This is a genomic window from Ralstonia sp. NFACC01, assembly GCF_900115545.1.
Taxonomy (GTDB): domain Bacteria; phylum Pseudomonadota; class Gammaproteobacteria; order Burkholderiales; family Burkholderiaceae; genus Ralstonia; species Ralstonia mojiangensis.
Window position 1 is genome coordinate 96,228 of the sequence record NZ_FOWV01000010.1, and the last position, 19,682, is coordinate 115,909.

The following is a 19,682-nucleotide window of genomic DNA, read 5'->3' on the forward strand; positions in this document are numbered from 1 at the left end:
TCTGGCGACAACGCTGCGCTCAGCCGGCCGCCAATGTCACGTCCACATCGCTTTGCTGGCTGGCATAGCGCGATAGCGCGACGTACAGCTCTTCCTTGCTGCGCGTGTCGACCCAGCGGCCGTCATCACCGCGGCGGAAGTGGAAACCGCCAGCACGCGCGGCCACCCACAGTTCCTGCATCGGCGCCTGGCTGTTGATGATGATCTTGGAGCCATCGTCGAATTCAAGCGTGAGCACGTTACCGGTACGGTTGACCTCGATGTCGGCATCGGCCTCCTCGGCGGCCGTTTCGACAATGCTTTCGATGCGGGTGAGTTCCGCCTCGGCCAGCGCCAGGAACTCCGATTCGCTCAGGGGGGGCATGCTACACTCCAAAATCTTGCGCGGACGTTGCGTGGCGGCCCTTTCCGGCCCGTCCTGACCAGCAGGCGCCTCGTCCCATATGACTCCGATCGCCGCAAGGGCCACACCCCTGGGGCATCCTTTCTGCACCATCATCCGATGATACGAACCGCCGCCATTGTAGCCACTGTCGGCCTGACCCTGACGGTCGCAGGCCTATCCGGCTGCGGGATTCGCGGGCCGCTGTACATGCCCAAGGTGCCGCCGGCGCCAACCGCGCCGCAAACCACCGACCCCGGCATCGCCGGCCCGAACGCCGTGCCGCAGCCGCCGGTGCCGGGCGCCAAGCCCGCCGCTGCCGATGCCGCCAGCGCGGTGCCCGCGAACCGCTGATTCCGTCTTTTTTGCTCAACCGGCGCCGCCCTTAACCAGGGCTGCGCCCAGAATGTTCCCACTCATGTCCGAGTCCCTGATCCGCCAGGAAGGCGCGCTGATGATCGAAGGCGTCGCGCTCGACGCGATTGCCGCGCAGTTCGGCACGCCCACCTACGTGTACTCGCGCGCCGCCCTCACGGCCAACTATCGCGCCTACGCCGCCGCGTGCGAGGGCCGCAACGCGCATGTGCAATACGCCGTGAAAGCCAACTCGAACCTCGCCGTGCTGCAGGTGTTCGCACAGCTGGGCGCAGGCTTTGACATCGTTTCCGCCGGCGAACTGAAGCGCGTGCTGGCCGCTGGCGCACAGGCCTCGAAGGTGGTGTTCTCGGGCGTGGGCAAGAGCGCGGACGAAATGCGGTTCGCGCTGGAAGTCGGCGTGGCGTGCTTCAACGTGGAGTCGATTCCCGAGCTGCACCGCCTGAACGACGTGGCCGCCTCGATGGGCAAGGTCGCGCCCGTGTCGCTGCGCATCAACCCGGACGTGGACGCCAAGACGCACCCGTACATCTCGACGGGCCTGAAGGGCAACAAGTTCGGGGTGGCGTTTGACGAAGTGCTGCCGACGTACCGCGCGGCCGCTGCGATGCCGAACCTGCGCGTGGTCGGCATCGACTGCCATATCGGCTCGCAAATCACGGAGGTGTCACCGTATCTGGATGCACTGGACAAGGTGCTCGACGTGGTGACGCAACTGGATGCTGAGGGCATCCGCCTGTCGCACATCGATGTGGGCGGCGGTCTGGGCATTACCTATACGGACGAGACGCCGCCGGACATCACCGCCTTCGCGCGCACGCTGCTCGACCGCGTCGAGCAACGCGGCTTTGGCGATCGCACCGTGCTGTTCGAGCCGGGCCGCTCGCTGGTGGGCAACGCGGGCCTGTTGCTCACGCGCGTCGAATACCTCAAGCCTGGCGCGAGCAAAAACTTCTGCATCGTCGATGCGGCGATGAATGATCTCGCCCGCCCCGCGATGTACGAGGCGTATCACCACATCGTGCCGGTGCGCGAAGGCCAGAGCGCCCCGGTCGTCTACGACGTCGTGGGCCCGGTATGCGAATCCGGCGACTGGCTCGGCCGCGATCGTTCGCTGGCAGTGCAGCCGGGCGACGTGCTGGCGATCCTGTCGGCCGGCGCGTACGGTTTCACGATGAGTTCGAACTACAACACGCGCAATCGCGCGGCCGAGGTCATCGTCGATGGTAACAAGATGCACCTGGCACGCGAGCGCGAGTGCTTTGAAGACCTGATCCGCGGGGAGCATCTGTTCCCCGCGTAAGTCCGCCTCCCCCCCCGCAAAGAAAAAGCCGACGCACAAACGTCGGCTTTTTTATGGGCGCGATCAGCGTCAATCGCGCGCCGGCATCGCTGCACCGGCCATCGCACCGCGCTGCGAGCGCCACGCCCACCACACCCGCAATCCAAGCAGCACCGTCATCACTGCCGCGTAAATCGACACTTCCGCAAAGTCGTGCTTCCCGGCCTTGTGCCACCAGTAATGCAGGATGCCGAGCACGCCGGTCACGTAGACAAGCCGGTGCAGCCACTGCCAGCGCTTGCCACCGAGCCTGCGCACCATCGCGTTGGTCGACGTGGCCGCCAGCGGAATCATCAGCACGAACGCCGCAAAACCAACAGTGATGAAAGGCCGCTTGACGATGTCCTTGAGCATCGACGCAGGGTCGAGTCCACGATCGACCAGCAGCCAGATCAGGAAGTGGATCGAGCCGTAGAAGAACGTGTACAGCCCAAGCATGCGGCGCAGCCGGACCAGCCAGTTCATACCCGTAATCCGGCGCAGCGGCGTGATGGCCAGCGTGCAGCACAGCAGCACCAGCGTCCACGTACCGGTCGAGCGGGTGACGAACTCCAGAGGATTCGGCCCGAACTGATCGGTCGCGCCCAGGAAGACGATGCGCAGGAACGGCAGGAGCGCAACGACCCACGCGGTCGCCTTCACCACACGCAACTGCTTGGGCGGCAACATCGGCGGCAGCAGTGTCATGTCAGCCTCAGAAGTTCTTGCGCAGGTCCATGCCCGCGTACAGCGGGGCGACCTGCTCGTAGCCGTTGAACATCAGCGTCTTGCGCTTGGGCGCGAACAGGCCGCCGAAGCCGCCTTTGTCCTCGCCGATGCGGCGTTCAGTGGCTTGGCTCCAGCGCGGGTGATCCACGGTCGGGTTCACGTTGGAATAGAAGCCATATTCGTTGGCCGCAGCAAGGTTCCAGCTCGTCGGCGGTTGCTTGTCGACAAAGCGGATCTTGACGATCGACTTCGCGCTCTTGAAGCCGTACTTCCACGGCACGATCACGCGCACGGGCGCACCGTTCTGGTTCGGCAGCACCTGGCCGTAAAGGCCAAAGGTGAGCAGCGCCAGCGGATGCATCGCCTCGTCCAGGCGCAAGCCTTCGCTGTACGGCCACTCGAGCACGGGGCTGCTGACGCCGGGCATCTGCCGTTTGTCGGCCAGCGAGATGAACTGGATGTACTTGGCGCTGCCCTGGGGCTCCACCCGCTTGATCAACTCGGCCAGCGGGAAGCCCACCCACGGAATCACCATCGACCAGCCCTCGACGCAACGCAGGCGGTAGACACGCTCTTCCATCGGCGCGAGCTTCATCAGGTCGTCCAGGTCGTAGGTTTTGGGGGTTTTCACCAAACCCTCCACGCTGACTTGCCACGGGTGCGGGCGCAGCGTACCGGCATAGCGCGCCGGGTCAGCCTTGTCGGTGCCGAACTCGTAGAAGTTGTTGTACGTGGTGACCTGGTCGTACGGGGTGGCTTTCTCCACGGTCGTGTACGCAGGATTCGGCTTGCCGGGCAACTTTGCCAGCGAAGGGTTGGCGGCAAAGGCCTCGCGCGACGCCCACGGCGCCAGCGTCGCGCCGGCCGCACCCATGGCGGCAGCGGCCAAGAAACGGCGGCGCTGCTCGAAGATGTGCTGCGGTGTGATCTCGCTGGCGGGGATGTCGTCGCCACGCAGCCAGCGGTCAGTCTTGATCAACATGATTCGTGGTCCTCGTTGTGCGGGAACGCTGTCCCATGTGCGTTGGTCGTGCCCGCGCCGCCAACCTGACAAAGCGCGGAAAAAAATATGGCGCTATTCCTTGCGGGGCGCTGGTCCGGTGAATTCGCTGTACTGCCGATAGACCACCTGGGCCACTTCCAGCAACTGCGGCCGCGCCAGCGGGCCGGCGACCGCAAACCCCAGGCCGCGATCAGCCCAGTAGAACGCCATCGGTGGCGGGTGATCCACAGCAGGATGAATCGCCTGCAGCACGCGGTTGTCCGGGGCGAGCGTCTCCAGCCGGAAGCCCGTATCGCGGTTGTTCGGCATGCGCCGCAACTGCAACGAGATACGCGTGCCGCCGCGTCCCTCGTACATCAGCATGGCCGTAGGTGCATCCGCCACCACCGTCTGGCGCCCGCCGATGAGCCGGTAGCCGAGCGACGTCAGGTCGGGAACACGCAACTGCGCATCGAGCCGCCGCGACAACCATGTGACGAGATGCGCCTCTTCATCGGCCGGCACCTCCACCATATGTTTCGACTCGGGAGAAAAGACGACGTGCGATACGAGTGCATCGTTGGCGAAACGCTGCATGGGCATGGTGCGCTCGACGGCACCTCGGCCCAGCCAACCGGCACCCGAGCCAATGGCCAGGCACACGACGCCCAGCGCCACCGCGCTCCAGCTGCGCATTGCGCCAAAGCCGCTGGTCGTCGGGCGACGTGCCGCCGCCAAGATTGCCGCCGGAATGCGACGCTGCGACACCGGTTCGTTGAGCAGCGGATCGAGCGCGTAGTGCAATTGCGCGTCCGTCTTGCGCCAGCCCGCGACCTCGGCGGCTGCATGCGGGTGCGCAGCAAGATAGGCCTCCACGACAGCGCGGCGCGCCGCGGGCAAGCGGCCGTCGGCATAGGCGTGAAGTTCGTCGATATGAATGGAATTGGAGGGCATGGCGAGCCTCACTTCACGCGGTGCAGCGCTGCGCTGCTGCTGTCGCCAGATGCAGCCGATGCACGCGCCGCTTCGGGCGAACCGTCGAGCGCCACGCGCATCCGCTCACGCGCCCGCGACAGCCGCGACATCACCGTGCCCACCGGCACGCCTAGCACGTCGGCGGCTTCCTTGTAGGCAAACTGCTCCAAGCCCACCAGCAGCAGTACAGCACGTTGATCTTCGGGCAGCGTCGCCAGCGCACGCAGCAGATCACGGCGCAAGCCGGGATCGTCGTCGACGGGGATCTCGGGAGGTGAGTCGCTCAGCTCGATCCGATCGGGCCGGCGCACGGCGTTCAGGTGCAGCCGATGCATGATGGTGAGCAGCCACGCAAACAGCCCGTCGCCCTCGCCCTTCGCCCCAATCTGCCCGATCGAACCAAGCCGGGGCCGCAGTTGGAAGCGCCAGCGGTAACGCCAGGCGCGTTCCAGCGTGTCCTGGACAAGATCGTCAGCACGACTGGCGTCACGCATCAGGCCGCGCGCGTGTCGGCGCAGGCGTGGTGTGAGCGCAATCAGCCGGCTGGCCAGGTCGGACATAGGGGCGCGAGCGAAGGCGTCGTACTTACGGCTTGGCGACGTGCCAAACGTTCATGAAGCCGTCTCCGGTCTGGTCGCCCGGCATCTTGTCCTTGCTCCAGAGGTAGAGCGGCTTGCCGCGATAGGCCCACTGTTTCTTGCCGTCGTCTCGCGTGATGATGGTGTAGTCGCCGGACGGCTTGTCGGCGTCATTGGCTGCCAGCGGCGGCCAGTTCTCGGCGCACTTGCCGTTGCAGGCGCTCTTGCCAGCCATGGCGTCACGGTCGAACGTGTAAAGCGCCATGCCGTGCTCATCTGTGAGCGTGCCATTGGTCACCTTGACGGCCGACGGCGCGGACGACGCGCCCATGCCCATGCCGCTGCAGCCTGCCAAACCGAATGCGGCAAGCAGCGCGGCGCCGGCCAACGCGGCGCGCGGGTTGAACGACTTCAGGGAAGCTGCAGACTGGCTCATCTTGTTCTCCTTGGATGGAGAGGCGCGCCGATCGCGCCCTCACTGAGCAGTAAACACGCTAAGCGCGTCTTTATTCCAGTCTGCCGAGAATTTTTTGTGACTTGCGGCTTACAGTTCGCCGTAGCTGTGCAGGCCCGAGAGGAACATGTTCACGCCCAGGAAGGCGAACGTCGTCACCAACAGGCCAATCAGCGCCCACCAGGCTGCCATGCGACCGCGCAGCCCCTTCATCAGGCGCATGTGCAGCCACGCGGCGTAGTTCAGCCAAACGATCAGCGCCCAGGTTTCCTTCGGGTCCCAGCTCCAGTAGCCGCCCCAGGCGTCAGCCGCCCACAGCGCGCCGAGAATCGTGGCGATGGTGAAGAACGCAAAGCCCACGGTGATGGCCTTGTACATCACATCGTCCAGCACTTCGAGCGACGGCAGGCGATCGGCCAGCACGCCGCGCTCCTTCAGCAGATAAGCCGCACCGACCATGGCCGACAGCGCGAACGTGCCGTAACCGATGAAATTGGCCGGTACGTGGATCTTCATCCACCAGCTCTGCAGTGCCGGCACCAGCGGCTGGATCTCCTGCGCGCTGCGCGACACCGTGTACCACAGCAGAAAACCCACCGCCGCCGACACCACCAGCATCACGAACGGCCCCAGCGCGCGCGTCTTGTAGCGCTGCTCGTAGTACAGATAGAAGAGCGAGGTGATCAGCGTAAAGAGGATGAACACCTCGTACAGATTCGAGATGGGGATGTGGCCAATGTCTGCGCCCACGAGGTACGACTCGTACCACCGCACCAGCATGCCGGTCAGGCCGAGCACCACGGCTGCCCAGCACAGCTTGCTGCCGATCGACCCACCCGCCTCCCAGCGCAGCAGAAAACCCGTCCAGAAAAACAGCGTGGACAGGAAGATCAGCGCGCTCATCCACAGGATGGCCGACTGACTGGCAAGGAAATACTTGAGAAAGAAGGCGTGCTCGGCCCGGGCGAGATCCGGGCCATTGGCGCCGGCGTATTGCGAGATACCGAACAGCGCCAACACGGCGATGCCAATCATCAGCACGCGCACCGGCTTCCACGTCCAGCCCAGCCATGCGAAGGCGGGCACGGCAGCGACGAGAATGCCGCGCTCGTAACCATCCATGTAAGCGCCGTAGCGGGAGAAGGCGTAACCTGCGCCGGCCGCCAGCATTGCAGCAAACAGCCAGTCAAACCAGCCCAAGCGGCGGAAATACGAGGGACGCTGCAGCGCACCCAGATCAGCGCTCGCCATAGTCGTTTGGGGATTGCTCGCTTCCATCACCGGCTCACTTCGTTGGTTTGGGGTCGACGCTCGCTGCACTGGCGGCGTCGGGGGCGCCCGGGGCTCCTGCCGCGGCGCGGATATCGTGCTTGAGGCGCTCGAACTCGCGGTCGAAGTCGAGCGTGCGGCGCATGGTCGACATGGCGGTCAGCACATGTGCGCCGGAGGCGCTTTCGTTGGCCTGACCGGATTGCGGCCGGATCCACAGCCACCAGCGGCGCTCTCGCACGTAAAACATCGAGAACACGCCCAGCACCAGCAGCAACGACCCAAGATACACGATGTTTTTGCCCGGCGCACGTGTGAGCTGGAACACGCTGGCCTGCACTTGCTGGAAGTCGGTCAGCTGCAGATACACCGGTGCACCGTAGAAGGCGTTGTCCGACAGCGCGTTGATGGCGCTTTGCAACCACTGGCTGCTGGCCGCATCCACGATGGGTGCTGGTTGGCCGTCCTGCGCGCGGGCCAGTTGCCACAACTCCCACATCGAGCTGTTGATGATCTTCATCAGCACATCGGCAGCCTTCTCGCGCTCGCCTTCGGGCACCGATTTCTGCAGGAACGTGGCAACTGCGGCGAAGCCGCCCTGTGCACCCGCGGAGCCGTCCTTCACATCGGCGGCACCGGCAAAGAGATCGAGCGCGCGACGGGCGCTTTCCATCAACTGGCTGCGGAGTTCCGCACGCTGCTCGCCGGGCATGGAGAGCAGCGCAAACCGGCGCGCCGCTTCGCCCCGCATCGCCGGATTTTGCAGCGCAGCGCGCAGGCGCATCCAGTCGCCGACGCTGCCTTGTGCGTCCGCAGGAATGCGCAGATAGCGGAACGGCTCGTCGGGCTGTGAACGCATGCCGGCAAGGAACACCGACTGCCCATCCAGCGTAACCGGCTGCATGTAATTACTGAACTCGTGCGCCTGGCCGTTGGCGTCGCGCAGCTTGTACTGCACCGAGGGGCCAACGTTGCGCAGGTCGCGGTCGCGCGTCATCTTGGTCACGTTGCCAAGCTCCGCGCGCAGACCACTTTCCGCACCGCCCTTCTTGCCGACGCCGCGAGCGTCCTGCTTGCCCGAGGCGTCCGTCACCGTTTCGACATTCATCAGGCGGAAGTCGGAGAACTCGACCGTGTAGTCGCCACCCTTGCCGGTGAGCTTGGAGCTTTCGCCCACGACGCCCGACATATCGAACGTCTTGGCGTTGTCACCTTGCATCGGGAAGCCGGTCAGCTTGAGTTTCGAGCCGCCATCTTCAAAGCTCGACTGGTAGATCGCCACGCCGTCATACACGAACGGCTTGTTCACCTCCACGCGCGCAGCGGTCTGCTTACCGGTACGACGGTCGGTCACGACGATGTCGCTAGCGAACAGCTTTGGCATGCCGGTCGAATAATGCTCAACGGTGAACTTCTTGAGCGTGATCATGAACGGCAAGTCCTGGATCAGCGCGCCGTCGGCAATGTTCAGGATCGCCGTGCTGACGCTCGAACCTTCCGGCACGAATGCATTACCGCGGAAGCCCGGGTTCGACGTCGAGAGCCGATGCTCCGACCCAATGTCGCTGATGACCGCATTGCCCTTGATGGGCGACTTGCCGCCAAACCACATCTGCGCACGGATCATCATGTCGCCGTCCAGCAGCCCGCCGATACAGATCACGACGATGGCCGTGTGCGCCAGGATGTAGCCGATCTTGTTACCCGCCCCCGCCTTTGCTGTGATGAGCGTCGAACCACCATCGCGCGCGAACGCCTTGATCCGGAAACCGCGGTTCTGGGCGAGTGCGGCCAGGCGTGCGGTCACGGTTGCAATATCGACGGGTGAATCAAATTCGTCCCGGTGGTGGAACGCGCGCAGGCTGCCTTCGCGCACGTTCTCGCGCCAGGCGCGCATGTCGGCCAGCATCTTGGGGGCATTGCGCACGATGCACAGCGAGGTCGACACCACCAAGAACGCCAAGATCAGCAAAAACCACCAGGCGCTATAGACCGTGGGCAGCGTCAGCGAACGGAACACATCGGCCCAGAACGGCCCAAACTGGTTGACGTAGTTCGGGTACGGATCGTTCTGCTTGAGCACCGTGCCGATCACGCTGGCAATGGCGATCACCGTCAGGAGGCTGATCGCAAAGCGCATCGACGACAGCAACTCGACCGCCTCGCGCAGCGCGCGACGGCGGGAACGAATCTGGACGCCGGAAGTGGAGACCGAAGACATGCGGGGAGACAACCTGTTCAAAAACGAAAACAGGGTGGCGATGCCAGGCGCATTGCCACCCTGTTCTTCTTGTTGATTGTGCGACCGTCACATGACGGCCGGGTGCGGCAGATTAGCGCAGGCCAGCAATGTAGTCGGCCACCGCCTTGATCTGCTGGGCCGTCATGCGACCGGCCAGGTCGTGCATCTGTACGCTGTTCTTGCGGGTGCCGCTTTGGAAGGCAACCAGTTGCGCTTCAGTGTATTCAGAGAACTGACCAGCGATACGCGGATATTGCGCCGGGATGCCGGCACCCGTCGGGCCGTGGCAACCTGCACATGCGGCAATACCGCGCTTGGCGTCGCCGCCGCGATACAGCTTCTGGCCCAGTTCGATGGTGTCCTTGCTCTTGGCCGAGCCCGGCTTCCAAGCCGCTTGCTTGCCCAGGTAGGCGCCAATGTCCTTCATGTCCTGATCCGACAGGGCGCCGGCGTACAGCGACATGACCGGCTGGTTACGGTCGGTCTTGGCCTTGAAATCCTTGAGCTGCTTTTCGACGTATTCGGCGTGCTGGCCAGCCAGCTTCGGGTTGACGTTCATGGCGCTGTTGCCGCCAGCACCGTGACAACTGGTACACGCGGGCACGCCATTGGCGGGCACACCGGTGTTGAAGATCGTTTCGCCGCGCGCGGCGTCGCCCTTGGCGACTTTTTGCTCTTCGGCATGGGCCATGGAGAAGACCGATGCCAGGGACAGCGCTGCGACAGCAAAAACGTTCGCGATGCGGTTCATTCGCACACCTTGTTTAGATTGTTTTCGAATGCTGCGTGCGCCGCCCATACGGGACCCTGCGGCGCCGGGCGCCCCCTTCTCCTCGTGCCAGATCAGCGCATGAAAACGGACCGGCCCGGGTCTCGGGGCGGTCCTGCGACGGATCTGGTGGGGACGTCCGTAAACCGGCGTATTGTACAATAACACCTCTGCAATGCGACCTCGCGGCGCAGCAACCACGCAGTTCTGAACTGCAGTTTACAGGTACTGCCGCGCATGTCGCTCCTGCATCAAGCCCGTTTTTTCATCACCGTCAATCATCTGCGTGATTTACCGGCGACCGCCGTGCCGGAAGTCGCGTTTGCGGGCCGCTCCAACGCAGGCAAATCCACCGCGATCAACATCCTGTGCAATCAGAAGCGGCTGGCGTTTTCCAGTAAGACGCCCGGCCGCACCCAGCACATCAACTATTTCTCGGTGATGCCTGCCAAGGCGGAAGACCCGCTCGGCTTCCTCGTCGACCTGCCTGGTTACGGCTATGCCGAAGCCCCCGGCGAAACCAAATCGCACTGGGTTCACCTGCTGGGCGACTACGTCAAGGCGCGCCAGCAACTCGCGGGGCTCGTCATCATGATGGATGCGCGCCGTCCGTTTACCGACCTCGATTGCCAGATGGTCGAGTGGTTCCTGCCGACGGGCAAGCCTATCCATGTGCTGCTCACGAAAGCGGACAAGCTGACCAACAACGACGCCTCGCGCGCGCTCATGGCGGCACGCAAGGTGCTGGCCGATTACCGCGCGCAGATCGACGGCGATGTGTCGCTCACGGTGCAGCTGTTCTCCAGCCTGAAGCGCCGCGGCATCGAAGAGGCGCAGCGAATTGTCGCAGGCTGGCTGTGCCTGCCGGAGGCGCTGGAACCGGAGCCGCACGCCGAGCAGGCAAAAAAAACCCCGTCGCCAAACGCGCAACGGGGGTAACGACCCCATCGAGCCATCGATGGGAACCCGCGTCAGGGAGGAGCCGCGGGGGACGCTGCATCAGCGTCGCTGGCGCATTGTCCGTGCATAGGATGGATAATCGCGACAAAGGTTTCGAAACTTCACAGTGTGTTCTTAGGGTCTGCTGAAATGATCGCGAGCTTCCCCGACCATCGTCCGCGCCGCATGCGCCGCGACGATTTCTCCCGCCGCATGATGCGCGAATCGCGCCTCACTCCCGACGACCTGATCTATCCCGTCTTCATCCTCGAAGGCACCAATGTGCGCCAGGCTGTGCCGTCGATGCCCGGTGTCGAGCGTGTGTCGATCGATGTATTGCTGAGCGTGGCCGAGCAGTGCGTGCAGCTTGGCGTCCCGGTGTTGGCGCTCTTCCCCGTTATCGAGCCCTCGCTCAAGACGCCGGATGGCATCGAGGCCACCAATGCGGATGGCCTGATCCCGCGCGCGGTAAAGGCGCTCAAGGCGCGCTTCCCTGAATTGGGCATCCTGACCGATGTGGCGCTCGATCCGTACACGAGCCATGGCCAGGACGGCGTGCTCGACGCCAACGGATATGTCCTCAACGAAGAGACGGTGGATATCCTGATGCGCCAGGCCCTGGTGCAAGCCGAGGCGGGCGTGGACATCGTCGCGCCGTCGGACATGATGGACGGCCGCATCGGTGCGATTCGCCTGGCGCTGGAGAATGACGACCACATCCACACGCGCATCATGGCCTACGCGGCGAAATATGCTTCGGCGTTCTACGGCCCGTTCCGTGATGCAGTGGGCTCGGCGGCCAATCTGGGCAAGAGCAACAAGATGACTTACCAGATGGACCCGGCCAACTCGGACGAAGCGCTGCGCGAAGTGGCGCTCGACATCGCCGAGGGCGCCGACATGGTGATGGTCAAGCCCGGCATGCCGTATCTCGACATCGTTCGCCGCGTGAAGGACGAGTTTCGCTTTCCGACCTACGTCTATCAGGTCAGCGGTGAATACGCGATGCTGAAAGCCGCCGCGCAGAACGGCTGGCTGGATCACGACAAGGTCGTGCTGGAATCGCTGCTGGCATTCAAGCGCGCCGGCGCGAACGGCATCCTGACGTATTTCGCACTGGACGCCGCACGCCTGCTGCGCGCGTAATCAGGCCGTCGGCTTGACTGCCTGCGTCGTGCCGATCGCGCGGCGCAGGCTTTCCAGGAAGGTGTCGGCGCGCTCAAAACCAACCACGCGCGCTTTCAGTTCGCGACCCTGCGAATCGAAGAAGATCGTGCCGGGCGGGCCGAACAAACCAAAGCGCTTAAGCAGCGCTTGATCATCCGCGTTGTTGGCCGTCACGTCGGCCTGCAGCACCACCACATCGGCAAGTGCCTTGCGCACCCGCGCATCGGTAAAGGTCAGGCGCTCCATCTCTTTGCAGCTGACGCACCAGTCGGCGTAGAAATCGAGCATCACCGCACGACCCGATGCGCTCGCGTTGCGCACTTCGTCATCGAGTTCGGCGATGCTCTTCACGCGCTTGAATGTCACGCCGTGTGCTTCGGCTTGCGCGGACGTGCCCGCCGATGCGCGAATCAATCCGCTCAGCGGTTGCAGCGGATCGCGCCCCCCAGCGGCGACGCCAACCAGTTGCGCCGCACCCGCCAGCGCGAACAACACACCTGCGGCCTTGCCCAAGCGCTGCACGTTGCCCGCGCCATCCGGCAGCGAATCGAATGTCCGCAGAAACACCGCCGCACCGATCAGCAACCCACCCCAGGCGACCATTCCCGCCCACACTGGCAACACCGGCTGCAAGATCCAAAGCGCCACAGCCAGCAGGATGAAACCGAACACCGCCTTGGTGACGATCAGCCAGTGACCAGCGCGCGGCAGCAGGTTGCCCGCCCCCACACCCACAAGCACGAGCGGCACGCCCATGCCGATCGACATCGCAAACAACGCCATACCGCCGATCGCGGCGTTGCCGGTCCGCGCGATATAGGCCAGCGCGCCCGCCAATGCCGGCGTCACACACGGCGACACAATCAACGCCGACAGCGCACCCATCACGACGGCTCCCACAATCTCGCCGCCGCCATGCTTGCTGGAAGCTTTTGTGAGGTGATCGCGCCAAGCTGCTGGTAACTGGAGTTCGTACAGGCCAAACATCGACAGCGACAGCGCCACCATCAATACAGCAAACGCGCCCAGCACCCATGCGTTCTGCAACGCGGCTTGCAAGCCTTGCCCCGCCAAGCCGGCTGCCACACCCACGACGGTATAGACCACTGCCATACCGAGCACGTATGCGGCCGACACCATGGCTGCGCGCGAACGCGTCGCGTGTTCGCCAACCACGATCGCCGACAGGATCGGGAGCATCGGCAGCACGCACGGCGTGAAGGTCAGCAGCAACCCAAGCCCAAAGAACAACGCCGCAATCGCTCCCAGATTGCCGCTGCCGAGCGTGCTGGCGATGCGGTCGAGGGCGTCGCCGGAGCTGGCGTCGTTACCGCTTGCGGTCGGCTCGCCGGGCAACGCCGTTGCGGACTCCACCATAAACCGGCTCTTCATGGGCGGATAGCACAGGCCCTGATCAGCACACCCTTGGGAGGTGACGATCAGCGTGAATGGTGCCGTGGCGTTCTGCGCCTTTACACGGAATGCGACATCATGCCGATAGGTCTCAACGTCCTTATTGAAGGTTTCGTCGAACTTGACCTTGCCTGCTGGCATGTCAGGCGGCATCAGCATGACGGTTGCCGGATCCGACGCCACCGCGAAGCGCTCGCGATACATGTAGTAGCCGTCGGCAATGGCGAACTTGACTTCGACAGTCTGGCCGTCGATTTGCGCGGCGGAGAAGCGGAATGCCTGCTCGGGTGGCAGGAAATCGTCAGCAGCATGCGTGAGCATGGGCAGCGTCGCCGCTGCGACGAACAGCATCACCATCTGCACCACACGTCGCACTGACACAAGCGAAGAAAAGGTCATATCAACGGCAATCGAACATCAATTGGAAGGCTGGCACGTTTCGTCGGCTACCCAGGCAAGATACGCTGGCAAGCCCATGGCCACCGGCAGAGCGACGATCTCTGGGACCTCGTATGGATGCGCCTTGCGGATCGCGGCTTCGAGCGCAGGGTAAGCTGCCCGCGTGGTCTTGATCAGCAACGGGATCTCGGCGGCATGCTCGATCGCGCCATTCCACCAATACGTCGATGCACAAGCCGGCAAGCGATTGACGCACGCCGCCGTGCGAGATTCCAGCACGACCCTGGTTACGCGATCCGCGCTTTCGGCATCGGGTAGGTTGGTCAGTACCAGCAGCACTTCAGTTCCGGCGGACATAGAGACTCCAAGGATGCACGCCGACAGCCAGAACACCGAAAGCGGGCAACAAAAAAGCCAGGAGGCGAATCCTGGCTTCATTGTAATGCGCGCGGCAGCACGCATTCTGGGGCTTGGCCGGCGCGACGCCATGTCGCACCGACAAACCTGGGCTGACCTTACTCGGCAGCGCCGTCGACTTCGACAGCCTCGGCAACTTCCGGACGGTCGAGCAGTTCGACCAGTGCCATCGGCGCATTGTCGCCCTGGCGGAAGCCGAACTTCAGGATACGGGTGTAGCCGCCCGGACGGGTCGCGAAACGCGGGCCCAGTTCGTTGAACAGCTTGGTAACCATATCGCGGTCGCGCAGGCGGGCAAAGGCCAGACGGCGGTTGGCAACGGTGTCCTTCTTGGCCAGCGTGATCAGCGGCTCAACAACCTTGCGCAGTTCCTTGGCCTTCGGCAGGGTGGTCTTGATCAGCTCGTGCTGCAGCAGCGAGTTGGACATGTTGCGCAGCATCGCGAGACGGTGCGAAGAGGTGCGGTTCAGTTTCCGCAAACCATGACGGTGACGCATGATGATTCCTTCTTAAGAGTGTTTGACCAGCTCTTCTATCGCCGCTGCGTGAACAACGCTGCGTGGCGCGGGCCGGTAGCCTTAACAATAAGCCACCCAAACAGCGATGGCGGGAAAACCGGCCGATGCGCGGGCACCGGCCGACAATTGCAACTTACTTCTCGAGACCTGCCGGCGGCCAGTTCTCGAGCTTCATGCCGAGCGTCAGGCCACGCGATGCGAGGACTTCCTTGATCTCGTTGAGCGACTTGCGACCCAGGTTCGGGGTCTTGAGCAATTCGTTCTCAGTACGCTGGATCAGATCGCCGATGTAATAAATGTTTTCGGCCTTCAGGCAGTTGGCCGAACGCACCGTCAGCTCCAGATCGTCGACCGGGCGCAGCAGGATCGGATCGATCTGCGGTGCGCGGGCAGCAGCGGCCTCAGCGGCGCTCTCGGTACCTTCCAGCGCGGCGAACACCGACAGCTGATCAACCAGGATACGAGCCGATTGGCGGATCGCTTCTTCCGGCGAGATCACACCGTTGGTCTCGATGTTCATCACCAGCTTGTCGAGGTCGGTACGCTGTTCCACACGCGCAGACTCAACCGCATACGACACACGGCGCACCGGTGCGAAAGAGGCGTCCAGCACGATGCGGCCGATGACCTTGCTCGACTCATCGCCAAACTTGCGCACGTTGCCCGGCACATAGCCGCGGCCTTGCTCGACCTTCAATTGCAGATCCAGCTTGCCACCAGCCGACAGGTTGGCGATCACGTGACCCGGATTGATGATCTCGACATCGTGCGGCAGCTCGATATCAGCGGCGGTCACCACACCCTCGCCTTCCTTGCGCAGCGACACCGTGACTTCATCACGGTTGTGCAGCTTGAACACCACGCCCTTCAGGTTCAGCAGCAGGTTGACGACATCTTCCTGCACGCCGTCGATGGTGGAATATTCGTGGACCACCCCAGCGATCGTGACTTCGGTCGGGGCATAGCCGACCATCGACGACAGCAGCACGCGGCGCAGCGCGTTACCGAGCGTGTGGCCGTAGCCGCGCTCGAACGGTTCCATGACGACCTTCGCGTGATGATCGCCAAGCGGCTCAACCGCAATAATTTTGGGCTTCAGGAGTGCTGTTTGCATTAGGTTGTCCTATTTCAATACCCTCGGCTCGTTACACCGATAAGGCTGACGGATTGGACTGGAAAGGTTCCATCGCGGACATTGCGACGGAAGATGTACATGCCGCAACCATGTTGCGGCATGTAACGATTCGGATTGGCTCTGCGCCTGAGTACTGCAGGCGCGCGAACACAATGTCGTTGACGATGAGCGTCCCCAGAAGGCTCGCGAGCCCGCACCTTGCAGTACGGGCGTCGTCATTAACGCGAATACAGTTCGACGATCAGGCTTTCGTTGATGTCGCCGGCAATATCCGCGCGATCCGGGGCTTGCTTGAAGGTGCCTTCCATCTTCTTGGCATCGACCGCAACCCAGATCGGGAAACCGGTCTGCTCAGCCAGCGACAGCGATTCGGCAATACGCACTTGCTTCTTCGACTTTTCGCGGATGGCAATCACGTCGCCCGACTTCACCTGAGCCGAGGGCACGTTCAGAGCTTGACCGTTCACCAGGATCGCCTTGTGCGACACCAGCTGACGCGCTTCTGCGCGGGTCGAGCCAAAGCCCATGCGGTAGACAACGTTGTCCAGGCGCGATTCCAGCAGTTGCAGCAGGGTTTCACCCGTGTTGCCCTTGCGGCGATCGGCTTCAGCGAAGTAACGGCGGAATTGACGCTCCAGCACGCCGTAGATGCGCTTGACCTTCTGTTTTTCACGCAGCTGGTTGCCGTAGTCGGAGGTGCGAGCGCCGGAAGTGCGGCCATGCTGACCAGGCTTGCTGTCCAGCTTGCACTTGTCGGCGAGTGAGCGGCGTGCGCTCTTCAGGAAAAGGTCAGTACCTTCGCGGCGAGACAGTTTCGCCTTGGGACCGGTATAGCGTGCCACGTTATGTTCCTTCGTTATCAGTCATCCGTGGCGCGCGGCCTCGGATGGTCCGCCTGCTCAGTCCCATCAACAGGACTGCAGCGAACAGTGGGCTTATGAAAAGACGAAACCCGCCTTCCGGGAAATCCGGAAGACAGGCAAGCGGGCAAGTATAGCACCCGCAGACCGACCTCGCCAGCAACTGGCGCGGTCGGTCGAATCACTTAGATGCGGCGACGCTTCGGCGGACGGCAGCCATTATGCGGCACCGGCGTCACGTCTTCGATCAACTGGATCTTGATACCCAGGTTGTTCAGAGCACGCACAGCCGATTCGCGACCCGGGCCCGGGCCCTTGATGCGCACTTCCAGGTTCTTGATGCCTTGGTCCTGCGCCACGCGGCCGGCACTCTCAGCAGCTACCTGAGCGGCGAACGGGGTCGACTTACGCGAGCCCTTGAAGCCTTGGCCACCCGACGTCGCCCACGACAGCGCATTGCCCTGACGGTCGGTGATCGTGATGATCGTGTTGTTGAACGACGCGTGAACGTGCGCGATGCCGTCCGCGACGTTCTTGCGAACCTTCTTGCGCGCGCGCTGGGCGGCGGTATTCGCTGCTTTTGCCATAGTTCCTATCCTTTACCCGACGGATTACTTCTTGAGCGCGACGCCGGCCTTGCGCGGACCCTTACGGGTACGGGCATTGGTGCGGGTACGCTGACCACGCATCGGCAGGCCCTTGCGATGGCGCACGCCACGGTAGCAGCCCAGATCCATCAGGCGCTTGATGTTCATCGTCGTTTCGCGGCGCAGATCGCCTTCGACGAGGAACTTCTCGATTTCCTTACGCAGCGCGTCCTGGTCCGGATCTGTCAGGTCTTTGACCTTCTTGTCGGTCGGGATGCCAGTAGCCTCGCAAATCTTTTGAGCGCGCGAGCGGCCAATACCGTAGATCGCCGTCAGGCCAATCACGGTATGTTTGTGGTTGGGGATGTTGACCCCTGCGATACGTGCCATTCGTCAATCCTCTTTGCGAAATTAGCCTTGGCGCTGCTTATGACGCGGGTCCGACGAGCAGATCACACGCACCACGCCCTTGCGCTTGATGATTTTGCAGTTGCGGCAAATGCGCTTAACAGAAGCCAGCACTTTCATGATTTTCCTCTTCCTTCAATTCCAGTCCGCTCACTTCGCCCGGAATACGATGCGCGCGCGGGACAGATCATACGGGGTCAATTCGACCGTCACCTTGTCCCCGGGCAAGATACGGATGTAATGCATACGCATCTTGCCGGAAATATGGCCTAACACTACGTGGCCGTTCTCCAGCTTGACGCGAAACGTTGCGTTGGGGAGGTTTTCCAGCACCTCGCCCTGCATCTGGATCACGTCATCTTTAGCCATGTCCCTTCAGGTTCGTGCGATCACTCCTAGCGGAGCGTCAGGTTTCCCTTGAAATTCGCCTTCTTCATCAAAGACTCGTACTGCTGAGACATCACGTAGGACTGCACTTGCGCCATGAAGTCCATCGTGACAACCACGATGATCAACAGGGATGTCCCACCAAAGTAGAACGGCACATTCCAGCGCAGTACCAAGAACTCCGGCAACAGACACACCAGCGTGATGTAGATCGCACCCGCCAGGGTCAAACGCACCAGAATCTTGTCGATATACCGCGTGGTTTGCTCGCCCGGACGGATGCCCGGAATGAACGCCCCACTCTTCTTCAGGTTATCCGCCACCTCGCGGCTGTTATAGACCAGCGCGGTGTAGAAGAAACAGAAGAAGATGATCGCCGCCGCATACAGCAGGATGTACACCGGCTGACCCGGCGACAGCGTCGCTGCCAGATCCTTGACGACCCGTGCGACCGGATTCGTCGAGTTACCGGCTGTAAACCAGCCCGCGATCGTGGCCGGGAACAGAATGATCGACGATGCAAAGATCGGCGGAATCACCCCAGCCATATTCAACTTCAGCGGCAGATGCGACGACTGCCCACCATAAATCTTGTTACCAACCTGCCGCTTGGCGTAGTTGACGAGGATCTTGCGCTGGCCGCGTTCAATGAACACAACCACAAACGTCACCGCACCGATAATCGCCACCACCAGGATCGCTGAGAAGATTCCCATCGAACCCGTACGCACCAGCTCGAACAACCCGCCGATCGCGTTGGGCAGCCCTGCAGCGATTCCGCCAAAAATGATGATCGAAATCCCGTTGCCCAGACCACGCTCGGTGATCTGCTCACCCAGCCACATCAGGAACATCGTACCCGTCACCAGCGTAATCACTGCGGTGGCCCGGAACATCAGACCCGGGTCCAACACCAGACCCGGCTGCGCTTCGAGCGCCACTGCAATCCCAAGCGCCTGGAACGTTGCCAGGACGACCGTACCGTAGCGCGTGTACTGCGTAATCTTGCGCTGGCCGGCTTGACCCTCCTTCTTCAACGATTCCAGCTGCGGCAGCACGATCGTCAGCAGTTGCATGATGATCGACGCCGAGATGTACGGCATGATCCCCAACGCAAACACCGTGAAACGCGACAGCGCGCCGCCGGAGAACAGGTTGAACATCCCGAGGATGCCGCCCGACTGCCGTTGGAAAAGCTGCGCCAGTTGATCCGGATCGATACCCGGCACAGGAATGTGCGCGCCGATCCGGTACACCAGCAATGCCAGAACCAGGAACACCAGCCGACGGCGAAGATCGCCGTACTTGGCCGTGTTCTTGGCCTGGGCCATCACATTAGGTTTCGCCGTGGCCAAACGGATGCTCCGTCAACGTGA

Annotated in this window: 23 protein-coding genes; 4 read left to right on the forward strand and 19 right to left on the reverse strand. The window is 62.8% G+C overall.

Translation table 11 applies throughout. The annotated features are described in order from the left end of the window. Positions 1-19: 19 nt before the first annotated feature. Positions 20-364, reverse strand: coding sequence for an iron donor protein CyaY (gene cyaY, locus BM136_RS22045; protein WP_092975788.1), 345 nt, complete (start codon positions 362-364; stop codon positions 20-22). A gap of 138 nt (positions 365-502) precedes the next feature. Here cyaY and BM136_RS22050 point away from each other — a divergent pair, with 138 nt between their 5' ends. After that, positions 503-736, forward strand: a complete 234-nt coding sequence (locus BM136_RS22050; RefSeq protein WP_004634541.1) for an LPS translocon maturation chaperone LptM — start codon at positions 503-505, stop codon at positions 734-736. 64 nt (positions 737-800) lie between these two features. Beyond that, positions 801-2,060, forward strand: coding sequence for a diaminopimelate decarboxylase (gene lysA / locus BM136_RS22055; RefSeq protein ID WP_092975901.1), 1,260 nt, complete (start codon positions 801-803; stop codon positions 2,058-2,060). A 69-nt stretch (positions 2,061-2,129) separates the two neighbouring features. On the opposite strand, the gene msrQ is transcribed toward lysA, so the two are convergent. The 8 genes from msrQ to BM136_RS22095 form a co-directional block, all read right to left on the reverse strand. Then, positions 2,130-2,786, reverse strand: a complete 657-nt coding sequence (gene msrQ, locus BM136_RS22060; protein ID WP_092975791.1) for a protein-methionine-sulfoxide reductase heme-binding subunit MsrQ — start codon at positions 2,784-2,786, stop codon at positions 2,130-2,132. Positions 2,787-2,793: 7 nt separating this feature from the next. Continuing rightward, the gene (gene msrP, locus BM136_RS22065) at positions 2,794-3,789 is read right to left on the reverse strand and encodes a protein-methionine-sulfoxide reductase catalytic subunit MsrP (RefSeq protein WP_092975794.1); all 996 of its coding nucleotides are present in this window, start codon (positions 3,787-3,789) and stop codon (positions 2,794-2,796) included. 93 nt (positions 3,790-3,882) lie between these two features. Further along, positions 3,883-4,743 (reverse strand): anti-sigma factor family protein, encoded by an 861-nt coding sequence (locus BM136_RS22070; RefSeq protein ID WP_092975797.1) that lies wholly within the window; start codon positions 4,741-4,743, stop codon positions 3,883-3,885. A gap of 8 nt (positions 4,744-4,751) precedes the next feature. Continuing rightward, entirely contained in the window at positions 4,752-5,324 is a 573-nt protein-coding gene (locus BM136_RS22075) for an RNA polymerase sigma factor (RefSeq protein ID WP_092975800.1), read from the reverse strand. Between the two features lie 25 nt (positions 5,325-5,349). Further along, positions 5,350-5,778 carry a COG4315 family predicted lipoprotein gene (locus tag BM136_RS22080; RefSeq protein ID WP_092975803.1) on the reverse strand — a complete coding sequence of 143 codons (429 nt, stop codon included), beginning with the start codon at positions 5,776-5,778 and terminating at the stop codon, positions 5,350-5,352. Between the two features lie 108 nt (positions 5,779-5,886). Further along, positions 5,887-7,074: a c-type cytochrome biogenesis protein CcsB gene (gene ccsB / locus BM136_RS22085; RefSeq protein WP_092975806.1), complete on the reverse strand. Its 1,188-nt coding sequence runs from the start codon at positions 7,072-7,074 to the stop codon at positions 5,887-5,889. A 7-nt stretch (positions 7,075-7,081) separates the two neighbouring features. After that, the gene (locus tag BM136_RS22090; protein ID WP_092975809.1) at positions 7,082-9,286 is read right to left on the reverse strand and encodes a cytochrome c biogenesis protein ResB; all 2,205 of its coding nucleotides are present in this window, start codon (positions 9,284-9,286) and stop codon (positions 7,082-7,084) included. 112 nt (positions 9,287-9,398) lie between these two features. After that, a complete protein-coding gene (locus tag BM136_RS22095; RefSeq protein ID WP_092975812.1) occupies positions 9,399-10,058 on the reverse strand; it encodes a c-type cytochrome in 660 nt (219 codons plus the stop codon). A gap of 255 nt (positions 10,059-10,313) precedes the next feature. Between BM136_RS22095 and yihA the strand changes: the two genes are divergently transcribed. Both yihA and hemB read left to right on the forward strand, forming a co-directional pair. Then, positions 10,314-11,015, forward strand: a complete 702-nt coding sequence (gene yihA / locus BM136_RS22100; RefSeq protein WP_092975815.1) for a ribosome biogenesis GTP-binding protein YihA/YsxC — start codon at positions 10,314-10,316, stop codon at positions 11,013-11,015. 150 nt (positions 11,016-11,165) lie between these two features. Continuing rightward, positions 11,166-12,161: a porphobilinogen synthase gene (gene hemB, locus BM136_RS22105; RefSeq protein WP_024977875.1), complete on the forward strand. Its 996-nt coding sequence runs from the start codon at positions 11,166-11,168 to the stop codon at positions 12,159-12,161. Here the strand turns inward: hemB and dsbD are convergent, their stop codons facing one another. The 10 genes from dsbD to secY all read right to left on the reverse strand — a co-directional run bounded on the left by dsbD (position 12,162) and on the right by secY (position 19,637). Next, positions 12,162-13,994: a protein-disulfide reductase DsbD gene (gene dsbD / locus BM136_RS22110; protein WP_092975818.1), complete on the reverse strand. Its 1,833-nt coding sequence runs from the start codon at positions 13,992-13,994 to the stop codon at positions 12,162-12,164. Positions 13,995-14,012: 18 nt separating this feature from the next. Further along, a complete protein-coding gene (cutA, locus tag BM136_RS22115) occupies positions 14,013-14,351 on the reverse strand; it encodes a divalent-cation tolerance protein CutA (RefSeq protein WP_092975820.1) in 339 nt (112 codons plus the stop codon). 158 nt (positions 14,352-14,509) lie between these two features. Then, positions 14,510-14,908: a 50S ribosomal protein L17 gene (gene rplQ / locus BM136_RS22120; RefSeq protein ID WP_024977878.1), complete on the reverse strand. Its 399-nt coding sequence runs from the start codon at positions 14,906-14,908 to the stop codon at positions 14,510-14,512. Between the two features lie 154 nt (positions 14,909-15,062). Then, positions 15,063-16,043: a DNA-directed RNA polymerase subunit alpha gene (gene rpoA / locus BM136_RS22125; RefSeq protein WP_004634508.1), complete on the reverse strand. Its 981-nt coding sequence runs from the start codon at positions 16,041-16,043 to the stop codon at positions 15,063-15,065. Positions 16,044-16,282: 239 nt separating this feature from the next. Beyond that, positions 16,283-16,906 (reverse strand): 30S ribosomal protein S4, encoded by a 624-nt coding sequence (gene rpsD / locus BM136_RS22130; protein ID WP_092975823.1) that lies wholly within the window; start codon positions 16,904-16,906, stop codon positions 16,283-16,285. Between the two features lie 203 nt (positions 16,907-17,109). Continuing rightward, a complete protein-coding gene (gene rpsK / locus BM136_RS22135) occupies positions 17,110-17,511 on the reverse strand; it encodes a 30S ribosomal protein S11 (protein WP_003264143.1) in 402 nt (133 codons plus the stop codon). Positions 17,512-17,535: 24 nt separating this feature from the next. Continuing rightward, the gene (rpsM, locus tag BM136_RS22140) at positions 17,536-17,901 is read right to left on the reverse strand and encodes a 30S ribosomal protein S13 (RefSeq protein WP_004634501.1); all 366 of its coding nucleotides are present in this window, start codon (positions 17,899-17,901) and stop codon (positions 17,536-17,538) included. A gap of 21 nt (positions 17,902-17,922) precedes the next feature. After that, a complete protein-coding gene (gene rpmJ, locus BM136_RS22145; protein WP_003264141.1) occupies positions 17,923-18,039 on the reverse strand; it encodes a 50S ribosomal protein L36 in 117 nt (38 codons plus the stop codon). A gap of 30 nt (positions 18,040-18,069) precedes the next feature. Continuing rightward, positions 18,070-18,288, reverse strand: a complete 219-nt coding sequence (infA, locus tag BM136_RS22150; protein ID WP_003264140.1) for a translation initiation factor IF-1 — start codon at positions 18,286-18,288, stop codon at positions 18,070-18,072. A gap of 26 nt (positions 18,289-18,314) precedes the next feature. After that, on the reverse strand, positions 18,315-19,637 hold the full coding sequence (gene secY / locus BM136_RS22155) for a preprotein translocase subunit SecY (RefSeq protein ID WP_009277656.1): 1,323 nt from the start codon (positions 19,635-19,637) through the stop codon (positions 18,315-18,317). Between the last annotated feature and the right edge of the window lie 45 nt (positions 19,638-19,682).

Excerpts from the sequence above, each read along its gene's own strand:
- BM136_RS22090 (WP_092975809.1), bottom strand. The coding sequence starts at position 9,286 with ATGTCTTCGGTCTCCACTTCCGGCGTCCAGATTCGTTCCCGCCGTCGC.
- BM136_RS22095 (WP_092975812.1), bottom strand. The coding sequence starts at position 10,058 with ATGAACCGCATCGCGAACGTTTTTGCTGTCGCAGCGCTGTCCCTGGCA.
- yihA (WP_092975815.1), top strand. The coding sequence starts at position 10,314 with ATGTCGCTCCTGCATCAAGCCCGTTTTTTCATCACCGTCAATCATCTG.
- secY (WP_009277656.1), bottom strand. The coding sequence starts at position 19,637 with ATGGCCCAGGCCAAGAACACGGCCAAGTACGGCGATCTTCGCCGTCGG.
- rpmJ (WP_003264141.1), bottom strand. The coding sequence starts at position 18,039 with ATGAAAGTGCTGGCTTCTGTTAAGCGCATTTGCCGCAACTGCAAAATC.
- BM136_RS22050 (WP_004634541.1), top strand. The coding sequence starts at position 503 with ATGATACGAACCGCCGCCATTGTAGCCACTGTCGGCCTGACCCTGACG.
- dsbD (WP_092975818.1), bottom strand. The coding sequence starts at position 13,994 with ATGACCTTTTCTTCGCTTGTGTCAGTGCGACGTGTGGTGCAGATGGTG.
- BM136_RS22070 (WP_092975797.1), bottom strand. The coding sequence starts at position 4,743 with ATGCCCTCCAATTCCATTCATATCGACGAACTTCACGCCTATGCCGAC.
- infA (WP_003264140.1), bottom strand. The coding sequence starts at position 18,288 with ATGGCTAAAGATGACGTGATCCAGATGCAGGGCGAGGTGCTGGAAAAC.
- rpsM (WP_004634501.1), bottom strand. The coding sequence starts at position 17,901 with ATGGCACGTATCGCAGGGGTCAACATCCCCAACCACAAACATACCGTG.
- lysA (WP_092975901.1), top strand. The coding sequence starts at position 801 with ATGTCCGAGTCCCTGATCCGCCAGGAAGGCGCGCTGATGATCGAAGGC.
- rpoA (WP_004634508.1), bottom strand. The coding sequence starts at position 16,043 with ATGCAAACAGCACTCCTGAAGCCCAAAATTATTGCGGTTGAGCCGCTT.
- cyaY (WP_092975788.1), bottom strand. The coding sequence starts at position 364 with ATGCCCCCCCTGAGCGAATCGGAGTTCCTGGCGCTGGCCGAGGCGGAA.
- BM136_RS22080 (WP_092975803.1), bottom strand. The coding sequence starts at position 5,778 with ATGAGCCAGTCTGCAGCTTCCCTGAAGTCGTTCAACCCGCGCGCCGCG.
- rplQ (WP_024977878.1), bottom strand. The coding sequence starts at position 14,908 with ATGCGTCACCGTCATGGTTTGCGGAAACTGAACCGCACCTCTTCGCAC.
- hemB (WP_024977875.1), top strand. The coding sequence starts at position 11,166 with ATGATCGCGAGCTTCCCCGACCATCGTCCGCGCCGCATGCGCCGCGAC.
- msrQ (WP_092975791.1), bottom strand. The coding sequence starts at position 2,786 with ATGACACTGCTGCCGCCGATGTTGCCGCCCAAGCAGTTGCGTGTGGTG.
- cutA (WP_092975820.1), bottom strand. The coding sequence starts at position 14,351 with ATGTCCGCCGGAACTGAAGTGCTGCTGGTACTGACCAACCTACCCGAT.
- ccsB (WP_092975806.1), bottom strand. The coding sequence starts at position 7,074 with ATGGAAGCGAGCAATCCCCAAACGACTATGGCGAGCGCTGATCTGGGT.
- BM136_RS22075 (WP_092975800.1), bottom strand. The coding sequence starts at position 5,324 with ATGTCCGACCTGGCCAGCCGGCTGATTGCGCTCACACCACGCCTGCGC.
- msrP (WP_092975794.1), bottom strand. The coding sequence starts at position 3,789 with ATGTTGATCAAGACTGACCGCTGGCTGCGTGGCGACGACATCCCCGCC.
- rpsK (WP_003264143.1), bottom strand. The coding sequence starts at position 17,511 with ATGGCAAAAGCAGCGAATACCGCCGCCCAGCGCGCGCGCAAGAAGGTT.